Raw genomic sequence first — 14,538 nt, 5'->3', positions numbered from 1 at the left:
TTTTCTTTTCCTTGTGTTTGGTAAATATGTTATTACTATTTAGATAAATAATTTACTATCTAAATGTAACATGGATTCAAATTTTAGTCAAGAAAAAAGAATCTCAGTTACGAGATTCTTCTTTCCATTTTTTATTCTATTGATATGAATTATTCTTTATTTGCAGCTTTTTCTAAACACTGGAATGCCATTTATAAAAACGGTTTTTGTTATCTTCCCGCCCTTTAATACCCTGTCTCTGAGTAAATCTAATGCTGTTTCACATAATAAAGGGATGTCAATGTGGAAGGTTGTCAGCGGCGGCGATACATACTGAGCTACACTTACATCGTTTATGCTGAAAACAGAGACCTGTTCCGGAATCTGTATTCCTTCTTCATGAAACGCCTGTAGTAAGCCTATTGCTAATGTATCACTGGCAAGACAAAGTGCAGTTGGAAGCTTTCCGCTCTCCGCCAATATCTTGCCCAGCCGGTAACCTTCCGCAACCGTATAACGGTCCGCAATATATATATAGTCTTCATTCAATAAATTATAATAGATCGCGCTTTGTCTAAAAGACCATTCGCGAACGTCCATGGACGGCTTTTCCGTATCAATATTGCGGTCGGTTCCGCCGACAAAACCAATCGTCTTATGTCCCTTCTTAACATAATAATCCACCATCTGAGTTACAAAGGAATCCAAATTAGGTCTGACGGCATCAAATAATTTCTCATCAGGAGAGGTGTCAATAAATACCCCTTTTTTACATATCTTATACAGCTTGTTCAATTCCTTCCGATTAAGCCAGCCAATTGCTACAAATGCACTGCTATCGGGCTTAATTGCACTTAATCCATCTTCCTTTGTTACAACAGATAATTGTATATTCATTTTTTTCGCTTGTCTGATTAGCTCACTATGAATTGCCTGATAATAGATATCTTCCAATTCCTCCTCATGAGATACCCAATAAAGCAATGTTACATTCTCAATCTTGGGGTAAATCACCTTTTTCTTATATCCAAGCTTCTCCGCAACAGCAAAAATGGACTCTCTTGTTTCCTGACTGACGGAGATCCCTTCATCATAATTAAGCACCCTGGATACCGCCGCACTGGATACCCCAACGATTTCAGCTATTTCTTTTATTGTCGCCATTCCATCACTCCTTGCTAGTAAATATTTTACCAATCAGGAAGGATTATGTCAATAAATTATTTATCAGAAGCATTCTTCCTGCATAATGCATTAGAATACGCACAATATCAATTCAATTGTTAAAATTGGAGGTGTTTGATACAGGACGCGAATTCCTTAAATAAATCTTTTCATATCTTTATCCGTTTCAAGACGTTTTTTCGCCATCACTTCATCTCCGGTCTTTATCACGCCAGCTCCATACTTACGTTGAAGATTTAATAACGCCTCATTCAGTGCCTCTTTCCGCTTCTTCTCTTGTAAATTCGTCATATCATGAAACGTCATCTGACGGAAATCAGATTTCTCAAAACCGCTGAGCGTAATACCTACCAGGCGGATCGGACGTTTTTCTACCCTATCCAACAAGGATGCGGCTATTTTATAAATATCCTTTGCCTCGCATATCGAATCTCCGCTTTGGGAACGGGTGATTAATTTCATGTCCCCGTATTTGATCTTTAAGGTGACAGTTCGGACATAAGTCCCGTCAAGCCGGATTTTTGAACTCAAATCCTTTGCAATCAGCAAAAGGACATCTTTCAAAAAATCAAAATCTTCCGTATCATGCTGAAAGGTATGCTCCTTGCCAAAGGATTTCGCTTCCTCCTCATAATAAGGCACGACCCTGCGTTCATCAATTCCCTCCGCCAGGTTAATTATTTCTCTTCCCTGATTTTCAAGCACGCGGATCACGGCTTGCTTGTTGGCAAGAACATCACGTACAGTATTGATACCGGCCTTTTTCAGCTCTTCGGCAGTTTTGGGTCCCACCCCATAGATAATTCTCACGCTCCGGTCTATGATGAGGTTTTTTAAAGCTTCGGCATCTGGTATTTCAAAAAAACCATCCGGTTTCTTTTCTTCGCTTGCTAATTTAGCTGACATCATAGAATATCCTATTCCTACGGAGCATGTCAGCCCTACTTCTGATTTAATCCGCTCTTTGATGGCAAGGCCAATACTTTTTGCACCGCCGAATAATGCCACTGAGCCGGTAACATCCAGAAACCCTTCATCAAGCGAAATATATTCCACCATATCTGTATAGGACAGCCAGATTTTATGTATCTGGTCAGATGCTTCCTCATATTTCCTCGGATTAGGGCGCATATATATACCATGAGGACAACGCCGATATGCATCTTTTATGCTCATAGCCGAACGGACTCCGAATTTTCGGGCCTCATAACTACATGTAGATACCACGCCTCTTTCCTGTGGCAGGGCACCAATAATCAATGGCTTGCCAAGAAGTTGGGGATTATCCCGAACCTCGACAGCTGCAAAGAAAGCATCCATATCAACATGTATAATCGTCCTGTCCATCCGCCCTTACCTCCCTATATTGCCTGATAATCCGTTCAAACAGTAATTCCGGTTCATTTGCATTTATTATAGCAGAAAAGGACAGCTTGAGCTATTGCTATTCATAGTCATCAATGATTTACATATGAGAAAGGCTGTGAATCAATGAGTCGAATTTACTGTCACAGATCAAGTTTTTCGCCTCTCCGTGTTGTAATAGAAAGATCTTTTATAATTTCATAAACACTGCATGAATATGTAAAATCAAATAAATGCACAGAATTTATAGTGGTTATATATTCTAGTCACTCGCATCGTTTAAGTTGGTGCCGTGCGCTTTCAATTGAATCAGACATTGCAATCTCCTTACGACATTCCTATTTCTTCCTCATCAGTTTGTCCATCCCATAAATCTGCTGAAGGCAACCGAGTCATAATGCTTTCCTGGATTTTTCCGAATGGCCAATTATATTTTGCCAACTGTATTATTTGCCTCTTATTTAATGTTTTAATTGGATTGATGTCAACACCGCCATCACCATATTTAGTATAATATCCAATTATCAATATACATCATGAAGTATGCACCGGAAGCGATTACCGATCCTCTGGAGCGGGAGTTTCATAACACCTTTATTGAGAATCGCAGCTTTTCCGGTAAGGCATTTACCCAGGCTTATTTTGCAAGGCAGAGTGAGATCTTACCCTTTATGGAGAATTTCCCTCTTGAGAAATTGCATTTTTTCGGGCAGGAAAGCATCTCCTCCCCCTGCGAAGGCAATATTATGAGCCAACCGAAAGAGGTGGTTGACCTATGGCTTGACCTCTGTGAGAAGGTATGTGAACGTGAGGATTTGCTAAGCTGGTCAGAACATCTGATGTATATTGGACGTAAGAAGAAATAGTACATAGAACGAGAAAATGCACCTTGAAGCTTATGTTTTTATGCAGAAGTGGGCAATGAGACGGAGAACCAGGTACAGGATCATGAAGTTAGCGCATAATTAAACAATAAATGCACCTTGAAACGGCTTGTCTCATTCTATTGTGCAGCTGAATCAAAGTGCATTTTTATGTTATAAATCTCATCTCAGACATAGGGCGGATCATTATGCTTCTTCAATATAATGCCTTAGATTATTCAGCCCGATTGTAAGAGCCTGAATATTTTCTTCCATCCCCTCAAATTCAATTGAAATATAACCATTATATTTTGCATTTTTCAACGCTTTGATACAGTGCAGGATCGGAACATCTCCGTGACCAATAATAGCGCCTCTTAAGTAATTGCCGCTTCTGGATCGAAAAAAACCCTCCCCAGGATCTGGCATCATAGCGGATTTGACATGGAAATCCTTCGCATGAGCATAAAAAACATAAGGCGCAAGTCTTCCTAAGGCTTTTTCGGGCGGTTCATCGGCGCATAAAAAATTACCTATGTCTGTAAGCAGCCCAAAGTTTTCATGATTAACTGCATTATATAATTTCTCCATCCTGTCACTGTCCTGACAGAAAAACCCATGGTTTTCTACGGTGGTCCGTATGCCCTTGGAGGCTGCATAAATCGCAGCTTCCCTGCAAGCATCAGCCAGAATTGGCAATATGGCATCAAAGGCTCTGCCGTCACCGATGGTAGCATCGTGCCGTACCAGATCGGTTCCCAGGATAGCCGCAATATCCACCATCTTCTTCACGCCTTCTATCTCAAGACGTGCATCGCCGCCGCTTCCATTAATAAAATCAGCGCCGAAGGTAAAGCAGGAGATCGGCATATCCAGGCGCTTACATTCTTCTGCCAACGCCTTCGCATACTCCTCCTTTGTGACACCCTCCGGTGCAAGTATATCCATAAATTCAATGGCATCAAAGCCCATCTCCTTTGCCTTACGGATACAGTCAATCTGTGTAATTATGCCTGAGTACAACAGCTTCCCAAAGCTGTAGGAACTAACCGATACTTTCATGTTTTTGCGCCCTCTCTATTTATATCCTGAACTTAAATCACATTCATGATCCCTAGCTCCGATCGTATGATTGTCAGCCAGCTCGCATCATGTGATCACACTTTTATTATATCATGAACAAAGGACGTGTTCATGATCTTGTTGCTCCAATCGGAAATCGCAAGCAAGCTTGCATTTCCTCATTCCGCTTTCATTATATCATGAACCAAAACCAGGTTCATGATCTTGTTGCTCCAATCGGAGAATACAAGTAAACTTGTCTTCTCCTCATTCCGCTTTCATTACATCATGATTTTAGCCATCAGGTATCTTAGTATTATAAGATCACCTCATGACCGGCTGCGGCCGATTCATAGATCGCATCCAAAATAGCCATAATATCAATGCCGTCCTGAGCGGGGGACATACAAGGTGTCCCATCCATAATACAGGAGACGAAATGATCGATTTCTTTGGCAAACAAGCCGTCAAAGCTTAGAGAAGTCTGCGCATCCAGTGCAATATCCGCCATATAATCATTAATCTCACTGTAAAGCTCCAGTTCCGGATCCAGTTTGGCACCACCCTTTGTACCAAAAAGCTCTATTTTTCCCTCATCTTTCTTAATATTCAAGCTGAAGCTCGCTTCAACGGAAAGAAGGGCACCATTATCAAAGCGAATCATGGCGGTCGCTAAATCTTCTACATCACAGATATCATGATCCGTAGCGCTGGAGGCCTTATAAGACTGCTTTCCCTTAATATTGCCCCTGTCGCCCAGTTTCTTAAAGGTAGCTCCGTATACGGAGACAGGTTTCGGGTTGCCCATTAAGAACCTTACCAGATCGATTACATGAACACCCAAATCAATCAATGGCCCGCCCCCGGAACGTGCCTTCTCACCAAACCATCCTCCGGGATTCCCTTTCCGCCTCAAGTAAGTAGCCTTTGCATAATAGATCTCACCGAAATAATCCGATTCGATAAATTCCTTTAAAATGCTGCAGTCATTTCCGTAACGTCTGACAAAACCAATCATCAGTAATTTAGCATTTTTTTCAGCTGCCTCTTTCATGGCCTGTGCGGCTTCTTTGGAAACCGACATAGGCTTTTCACACAGGACGTGTTTGCCTGCATTTAATGCCGCTATGGTACAGGGTGCGTGTGCGGAATTCCAGGTACATACGCTGACTGCATCGATTTCCTTCAGGCTCAGCATTTCATTCATATCGGTAAAAGTCCGCTTCACATTATATTTGTCCGCCATAAATTTCAGCCGCTCTTCGTTCAGATCACAGAAGGCATATAATTCCACATCTTTATTGTTCCGGTAAGCTTCGATATGCTGTTCGGAGATAGAACCTGTACCGATGATTCCGATTTTAATCTTTGCCATAACTTCCTCCTATAAACTTTTCATCCTGTTAAGAAAAACCACTGCATTTTTAATATCTTCTTCCGGATTGTCCCCGACCTCGCGCTCAATAGTCAGGAAGCCCCTGTAGCCAATGTCATCCAGAGCATTTAGATAGTCCTTGAAATTAACATCCCCTTTTCCCAGAGGAAGTTCAATAAATGGTTGGTTCGTATCCTGGGAAAGGAATTCATATTCGGCAGCATCACTGGCGGTATTGTCATCTTTGATTTTATAGATAATTTCAGGATCAATCACCTGAAGCCGCCTGCCATCTTTTGCATGGGTGTGTACAATATAATCTTTTAAGATATAAACAGCTTTGACCGGGTCATCTCCCGTAACCATTACAAAATTGGCAGGATCCAGATTGACTGCAACTCCTCTTGAATCGAGGGTATCTAAGAATTCCTTTAAAGTGGCTGCAATCTCCGGCCCGGTCTCAATGGCAAAATGTCCTTTCATAGAATCAGCAAAACGGCTCAAGCTATGGCAGGCTTCCTGCATAATCTTATATCTTTCATGATTCTTATCTGCCGGAATTACACCGATGTGGGTAGTAATAATATCCGTTTCCAGGTCCTTTGCCAGCTCCATAATGCGCTTTGACTTTTCAATGAGTTCGGGATTCTTGTCTTTGCTGCCAAAGCCATGGCCCAAATCCCCACATAGGGCAGAAAAAATAAGTCCATTTGACTTAACCATATCAAGAAGTTCTCTCCTTTTACTTCCCGTTAACGCTTCCGGGGAGTACTCCCCTGAGGTTGCATACATCTGGAGGCCTTTGGCCCCAAGGAGTGCCGCTTTTTCTATAGCATTTTTCGTACTCAGCTTAAAGGAATCCAGCATAACACCAATTGGAAAATCGTACATATCAACCATCCTTTCTATAAAAAAAGTTGTTTGTTTCTAAACCTCATTGTATAATTGAACTATTATGAAGTAAAGAAATGAAGTTGCCGCAAATTAACACTATATTGCTTAAATTCAATTTGAATAGAGGAAGACGACGATGAACGCAAATAATTTATACGAACCCCATATACACAAGGATCCTTCGTTTCCAATTATTTTCCACCTGGATACCATGAAAAAACATTACTCCGATTTTCTGCCTCATTGGCATGAAAACCTCGAGATCCTATATGTTCTAAAGGGGACGATCCATGTGATTGCAGATGCGGACAGTGTCACTGCCGGTAAGGACGAAATCATTGTTATCAATTCAAACAATGTCCATTATATCCAATCCTTAGCAGATGAATCCATCTACTACTGCCTGATTATAGATCAGAAATTTTGCGAGAACTTTAATCTGGATATCGGAGAAGTTGTATTTCAAAGAAAGATAACAGAAAATGAGCTAAGAGAGAAATATGAGATTATTAAAGAGGAATTTCAATTGCAAAAAGCTCTTTATAAAGCAAAAATAAAAGCAGCAACCATGGATTTAGTCATCTGCCTTTATCGGAACTACACCATACTCGAATCCACCTTATCTAAACAGATAAAAAACAACAAAATTGAAGTAATCAAAAAGGCAATCCGGTATATACAGTATCATTATTCTGAAAATCTTTCCATTCAGAGTATTTCAGAGGAAGTTGGCGTAAGCAAATATTACTTCTGCCGTATTTTCAAAGAGGTTACAGGTTATACCACCGTGAATTTTCTTAATATGGTAAGGTGTGCCAATGCAAAGAAGTTATTGCAAAGCAGTAAATATAATGTAGAAGAAGCTGCCCTGCTATGCGGTTTTGACAATCTGTCTTATTTCTCCAAGACTTATAAAAAACATATGAACCGCCTGCCTTCTTCCGATATTCCTTCAAAGTAAACACTATCACTTAACATATTATTTGCCCAGTTTAATAATAGTGGATTTTCGATATGAACCAGGAATACAATTTTACTGTTGAACCGAAGCAGGAGATAATAGCCTCATGAGTGTGCCATATAAGCTGTCCTCCAGAACCTTCCCTTCAACCTGGATATCCAATCCCAATTCCTCTGCCGTCAACAGCCTCCAGCTCTCCCTATGTCTGAGATTCTCCCCCGGTTTCAGCTTTGTAATAGGACTTAAGCTTTCCAGCTCTATAATCTCTAAATCCGTATAGATTTCAAAAGAAGATCCCATATCAGAATAGTTTGCATCCATGATATGCTTATACTTCTTAAGAAAGACCGTTTGCTCCAGCAAGTATGCCGCCCAGCCCTCTACATTGCCGGTTCCAGCCTTAAACCAGTCCTCAACCCTGCTGTCCTGCTTCAATGCTATGTAATCCTTGCATATATTCAATCTGCTGTCTTCCAGATTTGTATAGGGCCAGGTAACCAGAGCCTGATTTGGCAAGAAGCCGGTATCCCGCTTCGTATTCGGCCATATAGCCAGACCTCCGCCTGCCATGACCGACAGTGCCCAGGCGGTCAACTCTACCGGCCAGACCGTCTGGTTCCTGATCTCATGAAGGACTTCTACCTCGGCTCCATCCGAGGGTATCCGGATTGTAAGCTGCTTGCGCATGCCGGACAGGGTTTCCCGGTTACCTGTAAGGACAACCCCGTCCTTAAGAAGCTCATAACTGATTCTTTCATTATCCGGCTCATTGGGCCGAAAGCCGATCTGCGGACCATGCCACAGCCGGTGTCCTCCATAGATGCGCCATTCATCTCCGCCCGTCAGTCCCTGCTGCCCTGCTTTTTCATAAAAGATATTATTTCCTCCCAGAAAAGCAAACCGGAGCACCCTGGGACCGATCTGAGTCGCAGCAATCACCTCAATCCTGTCATTGGAGATTCTGACACAATCCTTCCAGCCATTATACTCACATAATTCTACCTTTACCATCGCCATCCCCCATTATAATCCTCATCGTTAATGCAGATATTCACAACACACCCTTCTGCTCGGCTCCTGTTCTCTTCCTTCTTCTGCCTGTCAGCAATCCGCTGCCTCCCGCCGAAGCATAACTGCCTTATTCCAATTTTAACAGAATTGTCTTAATTTCAAAAGGGCGAAAATCAAGTTCCACCTCATGGGCTGTTGCCGGCAACTCTCTTTCCTTCTTCTCCAGCATATTGCCCTCGTATGCCTTAAGTATCGGAAATGCACTGCGAAATGCACAACGGGTGCCCGCCTTCTTGGCTTCATACATTCGAAGAACCACGGTATCACTGCCATCCTCCGCAGGCTTTACCGTCTCGATCATGATATTGGCCTGATCTACGCTAAAGAAGCTTTGTTCACTGGCGAGGCCTGAAGCTGTCTCCAGAGGCACATTCAATTCGTAGCCCTCACGAACCACATCACTGTCCATGAAACTTCCTTCCCAGGCAGTAAAGGCATAGGTAAACCGGTGTATCTCGTTATCCGCGCGCATTTGCGGTGAAGCGGGTGCCCTCAGCAGGGTCAGATTGATAGAATGATCCAGCATGCTGACGCCATATTTGCAGTCATTAAGTACCGCGGCACCGTGGTTTTGTTCACAAAGCGCCGTATATCTGTGATTACACACCTCGAATCTGTCCCTGTCATACTGTCTGGATCGATGGGTAGGACGGGTGACATAGCCAAATTGAATCTCATTGATTCCCTCTTCGGCCAGGACATTGACCGGGAAGCTGACCTTTAATAACCGGTGCAGCTCCTTCCAGTCAACTGTGGTATCAAAGGTAACTCTGTGGCTGTCCCTGCTCAGTCCAATGATCTGCTCCAGCGAAGAATTTCCAATCTGCTTTTTCACACAGACCGCGCCATATACCGGCACAGCACAGCTTATGCTTATCTCCGCTTTCGGCTCCAGGTTGACAACAGCCTTCTCATAAGGGCTATCAATATCCCAGGCATCAAAATATCTGGGAACATCCTTATATAACAAGAATTGATTCATAGGCTGAGCGGCATATTCACGGCCGGTGGACTTCATTCTATATGAAGTGATCTCCCCATTGGCATTAAAAACGACCCGGACATACCCATTCTCCAGGACTGCACCCTCCGGGGTCACCGCTGTCTGTACTGCCATTCCTTTCTGCACCCCAGATATTATCTGGGCCTTTGTTATATCACTTGCTGCATTTCCTGCTATATCTTCTGCTGTATCTCTTGCCGTATCCCCTTGTGAGGGTGCGACAGGGATCAGAGCCAACACTCCGCAGGAAGGGACGGTAACCTCAGCAATGACCTCACCATCTTTCTCATATACATAGATAAATCTTCCCTCCGCGGTCATGGCTCCCTGTTTGAATTGTCCGGGAAGAACCACGATTCCCGTACGTTCCCAGGAAAGAGAGTTAAACACGGTTACGGCTCCCTCTGCCCTCTCTGTCAGCTTTCCTCTCGCTTCCTGTGCAATCAGGGCCGCCCCTTCCATAACCTCAAGATGTGTCCTGGCAACATCCTCATAGACTCGCGCAATGGAAGAGCCCGGCAGGATATCATGGAACTGGTTAAGCAGAACCAGCTTCCAGTATCGGTCCATGGTCTCAGCCGGATAAGAGAAGACTTTGCGGACACCGGCTATAGCACTCCATAATTCACTTTCCCTGAGCGCCAGCTCGCTCTTTCGGTTCCTAAGCTTTACTGCTGCCTGGGAAGTATATACTCCCCGATGGGCTGTAAAATATAATTCTCCCAGGTAGGTATGTTCCGGAGCGCCCTCCTTCTCCATATCCTGAAAGAATTCCAGAGGATGCGCAAACCGGAACCGGGGTACCCCCTCCAGATTCTCTTCTCTCAAACCATATTCGATAAAATCCCGGCTGGGTCCTCCTCCGCCGTCGCCGTAACCGAAGGGAAGGAGGAATTTATCCACAGGCTCCTCCTTTTGGACCCGGTTATTCCACACTTCAATCAACTGGCGTGGATTAGTATGATAAGTGTAACTGGTGGAAAGGAAGGAGATTACCTTGGAGCCATCCATCCCCTGCCAGGTAAAATAATGATAAGGAAACTTCTCCCCCTCGTTGCAGGACCAGAAGATCTTTTGCGTAAATAAGTAACGGATGCCGCAGTCCTTAAGTATCTGGGGCAATACTGCGGAGTAGCCAAAGGTATCCGGCAGCCAGAGTATCTCACAATCCACGTCAAATTCTTCTTTATAAAACCTCATGCCATGTACCAGCTGCCGAATCAAGGATTCCCCGGACGCCATATTAGTATCCGGCTCCACCCACATGCCGCCTTCACAGATCCATTGGCCCCGCTTCACCGCTTCCTTCATCCTGGCATACAGCTCAGGGTAATTCTCCTTGCATATCTGATATAATTGGGGCTGGCTCTGAAGGAATTTATACTCCGGATACATCTCCAGCAGCCTCAGCTGCTGGGCAAAGGTTCTGGCTGTCTTGCGGATGGTTTCGGCATAAGGCCAGAGCCACATAATATCCAGATGAGCATTGCCGATTGCGTACATAACCGGAGCCGTCGAACCGTTCTTCGCCTCCAGCATGGGCTTTAATATGCCTCTGGCTAACCTGTAATCCTCCATACGTTTATCCAGGGGCTGCTCAAAATCCACGGCATAGGTGAACTTCTTAAGGGCATCTGCTATCTTTGCCGCCCGAAGGCTGTTGTCGTCCAGGCACTGCATGGTCTCATACAAGGTTACCGCATCCAGCCAGAGCTGATGGGCCGTCTCATTCCATATGCCGATAGAGCTGGAGCCGATTCCGGACCGCAGCTCCTCCGGATCGGGCTCTTTAAAAGCCTCCGGCTTCACCGGCCCCACAGCAACCATGCCGAATTTGCTCATAGGAATATGGTGCCCCGTATAGGTCTCCATTACAAGCTCGTAACAGGTACCTTCCGCCCCTTGCTCCGTCAGTATATTATCCTGTACATAATGATGCCAGATACTGATAAAATCTGCCCGCTTAGTGCCAAACTCCCTGCCGTTCACATAGAGCACGGATTCCCCTCCGGGCCAGCCTCCGTTCCCCGTATCCAGGGACATAACGATTTTCTCTCCCTCAGCCTCTCTGGGAAGAACAATCTTAGCCCGGAACCATGCATATTCATACTGATGTCCCCACCTCGTTCCTTCCGGCATCGGCCGGAACTCCTGCTTCATGGCCTCTTCGTAGGATAATCTTTCACAGGTGGTAAACCCTTCAAATTGGATTGGCTGTATGGCCGTATAAAAATCCTGGGTCAGCAGGTCCAGCCAGTACTGCATACGTCCTTTCCATTCCGAAATAAACTCCATCTTAATAACCCATGCCTTTCTTTCAATCTATTTCTACAGCAATATCCATGCGCTGCCGCAACCCTGCGAATTGGGACAGCGCACAATCCGCGGAATGTAAAATCAAGATTTTCACTCTATTTCCGCTTGTCTTTCATAATCTGTTCAGCTTACCTCAAATACAAGCTTTCTTCCCTTTTTTAAAGATACCTGGTATACATCCTGTACCGGAAGCTGATTCCCATCTACCATCAAAGGCCTCTTCGACTTAGCAAAAGAGAATTCTACCTTCTCATCACAGCTTGGCTCCACAACCACCGATTTCAGCTCATATTCTTCTATAACCACGGATATCCTATGTCCGCCTTCGATGGTCATGCTGCGGCAGGAGCATTTGCCCCACTCATCCGGAATACCATAAGCGATATATACCCTGTCCCCGGACCGGTGGACAAACATCTCACTAAGCGCTGCCGGTACAATAAAGCCTGCTTCCACCGTAAAGGCATCTGAACTTTCCCCCGCATTGGTATCCGATACACGCAGAATACCGTTTTGATAGGGATCTCCGTTGACCACAAAGGTATTCCGTGCCCGGAAGGCCATGCAGTAAAGCTCCAGCATGGTGCGTGCCATATTGCCCCTGCCGCAGCGGGATGCAAAGATCGACATATACGGGAAGGACCATGCCGCATATTCCGTTAATCCCAGATCGATTACAGCATTGAGGGACCGCTCCGCTGTCGGGCTGTGGATATCCGTCCCCAGGGGGAATATGGGGAACAGCTGACAGAAATGACGATGGGATTCAAACACATCCTCATCCGGGAATAAAGGATATCCCTTCGCCGTGAGCTTGACCGGGGTCAGCCTCCGGTTGAACTCCGCATAACGGCTGCCATCCCTGCCCAGGAGCTTTGCATAACGCTCCATATGCTCCAGCAGATAATGAAGAGTGGAGATAACCACCGTGGCATCATCCTTAATCAGCATGGGCCCCCGGAATACCTCCGGTGAATTGGTAAAGGGAATATGATAATAGCCGTCCTCACCCGGATATGCAATTCCCTGATACAGATTAAGAACCCTTTCTATAAAGGGATATACACTGGACTCCAATTTCTCAAGGTTTCTGGAATACTCATAATACCAGCAAAAATCTGCCGCTACGAATAATTCCGGTCCCAATAATTCATTCCAGAAGCACCATTCCCCACCGGCTGCGTAGCCCTCCGGCGCCATCTGAACCGGACAGTGAATGGCATTCTTTATGCCGAACAGCTTATACGCCCGTTCTGTAAGACGCGGCATGGCTCCGGTATAATAATCAATGTAAGCTTCCGCCAATTCAATATTATTCGTCTTATATGCCGCCCAATAACAGGACTGCACATTCAGGTCGTTATGCATATCTCCGTACCAGGCGGGTATCTTCGCGTCATTATTCCATACGCCCTGCAGGGTGACGGGCCAGGAGCCCCTCCGTTCATTGGAAAATATTTTATACATCTCCTGATAAAAGGCCTGCTGCAGTCTGTCATTGGGTACGCTTAAATCAAACCGGCTCCAGAATTCTGCCCAGGAAGCCGTATGCGCCTCTCGGAATACTTCCTCATGCTCCAGATATTTCTCCAACAGCCCAGTATTCTCTGCAATCATTTCCTGGCTTGTTTTTTCTCCATAGTCTATTTTTCCGCCATGGTCCGCTCTTTCGCCATGGTCCGCTCTTCCGTTATGGCCTGCTTCTCCATCATGATCCGTTTTTCCGCCATAATCCGCTTCTACATCATAATCCCTAGAGGTATCTTTCTCCTGGATAACATGGGTATCCGCATTCAGGGTGATATAGATATCTCCGGGCTTCTCCATCAAGCTGATTACTGCCAGTCCCTGCCCGGAATAGGGCTGAAGCACATGATTGATGCTCTCCAGCCTCTGCACTGTATACCTGGAATAATTCCAGCCTGTCAGCTGGGCCAGCTTTCCGTCGGCGGTATCCCAGCCCTTGATCTCAACTGCATACTGCTCCGCATCAAGCTTAACCTTCAGGACATTAACGTTAGAGTCAACATAAACACAGCAATTAACCTGTTTTCCATTCTTTAAGATAACCCGGATATCCGCACTGGCAAGGGTAAGATCCAGTTCTGCGTAGAAGCCGGTTATCTCATCCTCCAATGCGATATTTAAGCTCAGCCCCGGAAGATGGCTGCGCCAAATTCTGGGCTCCGAAAGATTTGTCTGCGCCGTATAGGTTCCATTATGGAACAACTCCGGATTTTTCACAAAATCTGCAAATTTTGCAGCCGGCATATCCTGTGTGCTGTCCCTGGTCTCCCAAAGCTGTATACTATCCACGGAAAACCGAAGGGAATGATCAGCCACATACAGCAATCCCCCTATAAATCCGTTGCCCCAGAACAAGCCTTCATTAAAACGCTTAGGCAGTTGATCGATAATTAACTTTCTGTATTCTTTATTCATCAATTTATCCATCCTTATGTCC

11 protein-coding genes are annotated in these 14,538 nt (G+C 44.8%); 2 read left to right on the top strand and 9 right to left on the bottom strand.

Going from position 1 to position 14,538, the window contains the following annotated elements; translation table 11 throughout:
• Positions 1-156 precede the first annotated feature (156 nt).
• The 3 genes from HNQ56_RS14575 to nadE all read right to left on the bottom strand — a co-directional run bounded on the left by HNQ56_RS14575 (position 157) and on the right by nadE (position 3,057).
• A complete protein-coding gene (locus HNQ56_RS14575) occupies positions 157-1,143 on the bottom strand; it encodes a LacI family DNA-binding transcriptional regulator (RefSeq protein WP_429147586.1) in 987 nt (328 codons plus the stop codon).
• Between the two features lie 156 nt (positions 1,144-1,299).
• A complete protein-coding gene (gene dinB, locus HNQ56_RS14570) occupies positions 1,300-2,511 on the bottom strand; it encodes a DNA polymerase IV (RefSeq protein ID WP_429147583.1) in 1,212 nt (403 codons plus the stop codon).
• Between the two features lie 345 nt (positions 2,512-2,856).
• Complete coding sequence (gene nadE, locus HNQ56_RS14565; RefSeq protein ID WP_429147579.1) at positions 2,857-3,057, bottom strand: NAD(+) synthase; 201 nt, start codon at positions 3,055-3,057, stop codon at positions 2,857-2,859.
• A gap of 8 nt (positions 3,058-3,065) precedes the next feature.
• Between nadE and HNQ56_RS14560 the strand changes: the two genes are divergently transcribed.
• Positions 3,066-3,395, top strand: a complete 330-nt coding sequence (locus HNQ56_RS14560) for a hypothetical protein (RefSeq protein ID WP_429147576.1) — start codon at positions 3,066-3,068, stop codon at positions 3,393-3,395.
• Between the two features lie 204 nt (positions 3,396-3,599).
• Here the strand turns inward: HNQ56_RS14560 and HNQ56_RS14555 are convergent, their stop codons facing one another.
• From HNQ56_RS14555 to HNQ56_RS14545, 3 genes are all read right to left on the bottom strand, one after another.
• A complete protein-coding gene (locus tag HNQ56_RS14555; RefSeq protein WP_429147574.1) occupies positions 3,600-4,454 on the bottom strand; it encodes a sugar phosphate isomerase/epimerase family protein in 855 nt (284 codons plus the stop codon).
• A 316-nt stretch (positions 4,455-4,770) separates the two neighbouring features.
• Complete coding sequence (locus HNQ56_RS14550; protein WP_429147571.1) at positions 4,771-5,829, bottom strand: Gfo/Idh/MocA family protein; 1,059 nt, start codon at positions 5,827-5,829, stop codon at positions 4,771-4,773.
• 9 nt (positions 5,830-5,838) lie between these two features.
• Entirely contained in the window at positions 5,839-6,720 is an 882-nt protein-coding gene (locus HNQ56_RS14545) for a sugar phosphate isomerase/epimerase family protein (protein ID WP_429147568.1), read from the bottom strand.
• A 214-nt stretch (positions 6,721-6,934) separates the two neighbouring features.
• On the opposite strand from HNQ56_RS14545, the gene HNQ56_RS14540 reads away from it, so the two are divergent.
• Positions 6,935-7,684 (top strand): AraC family transcriptional regulator, encoded by a 750-nt coding sequence (locus tag HNQ56_RS14540; RefSeq protein ID WP_429147565.1) that lies wholly within the window; start codon positions 6,935-6,937, stop codon positions 7,682-7,684.
• Between the two features lie 72 nt (positions 7,685-7,756).
• Here HNQ56_RS14540 and HNQ56_RS14535 read toward each other — a convergent pair whose 3' ends face one another.
• The 3 genes from HNQ56_RS14535 to HNQ56_RS14525 form a co-directional block, all read right to left on the bottom strand.
• Positions 7,757-8,695 (bottom strand): hypothetical protein, encoded by a 939-nt coding sequence (locus tag HNQ56_RS14535; protein WP_429147562.1) that lies wholly within the window; start codon positions 8,693-8,695, stop codon positions 7,757-7,759.
• A 127-nt stretch (positions 8,696-8,822) separates the two neighbouring features.
• Complete coding sequence (locus HNQ56_RS14530; protein ID WP_429147559.1) at positions 8,823-12,053, bottom strand: alpha-mannosidase; 3,231 nt, start codon at positions 12,051-12,053, stop codon at positions 8,823-8,825.
• A 144-nt stretch (positions 12,054-12,197) separates the two neighbouring features.
• Positions 12,198-14,516 (bottom strand): glycosyl hydrolase family 95 catalytic domain-containing protein, encoded by a 2,319-nt coding sequence (locus tag HNQ56_RS14525; protein ID WP_429147556.1) that lies wholly within the window; start codon positions 14,514-14,516, stop codon positions 12,198-12,200.
• Between the last annotated feature and the right edge of the window lie 22 nt (positions 14,517-14,538).

This window comes from Anaerotaenia torta (assembly GCF_050433395.1).
GTDB classification, from domain to species: Bacteria; Bacillota; Clostridia; order Lachnospirales; family Lachnospiraceae; genus Mobilitalea; species Mobilitalea torta.
This window is presented reverse-complemented; position numbering and strand designations above follow the sequence as displayed.

What these genes read in the sequence shown, in the direction of transcription:
- HNQ56_RS14530 (WP_429147559.1), bottom strand. Translation starts at nt 12,053, where the DNA reads ATGGAGTTTATTTCGGAATGGAAAGGACGTATGCAGTACTGGCTGGAC.
- HNQ56_RS14560 (WP_429147576.1), top strand. Translation starts at nt 3,066, where the DNA reads ATGAAGTATGCACCGGAAGCGATTACCGATCCTCTGGAGCGGGAGTTT.
- HNQ56_RS14525 (WP_429147556.1), bottom strand. Translation starts at nt 14,516, where the DNA reads ATGAATAAAGAATACAGAAAGTTAATTATCGATCAACTGCCTAAGCGT.
- HNQ56_RS14550 (WP_429147571.1), bottom strand. Translation starts at nt 5,829, where the DNA reads ATGGCAAAGATTAAAATCGGAATCATCGGTACAGGTTCTATCTCCGAA.
- HNQ56_RS14555 (WP_429147574.1), bottom strand. Translation starts at nt 4,454, where the DNA reads ATGAAAGTATCGGTTAGTTCCTACAGCTTTGGGAAGCTGTTGTACTCA.
- HNQ56_RS14540 (WP_429147565.1), top strand. Translation starts at nt 6,935, where the DNA reads ATGAAAAAACATTACTCCGATTTTCTGCCTCATTGGCATGAAAACCTC.
- dinB (WP_429147583.1), bottom strand. Translation starts at nt 2,511, where the DNA reads ATGGACAGGACGATTATACATGTTGATATGGATGCTTTCTTTGCAGCT.
- HNQ56_RS14575 (WP_429147586.1), bottom strand. Translation starts at nt 1,143, where the DNA reads ATGGCGACAATAAAAGAAATAGCTGAAATCGTTGGGGTATCCAGTGCG.
- HNQ56_RS14535 (WP_429147562.1), bottom strand. Translation starts at nt 8,695, where the DNA reads ATGGTAAAGGTAGAATTATGTGAGTATAATGGCTGGAAGGATTGTGTC.
- HNQ56_RS14545 (WP_429147568.1), bottom strand. Translation starts at nt 6,720, where the DNA reads ATGTACGATTTTCCAATTGGTGTTATGCTGGATTCCTTTAAGCTGAGT.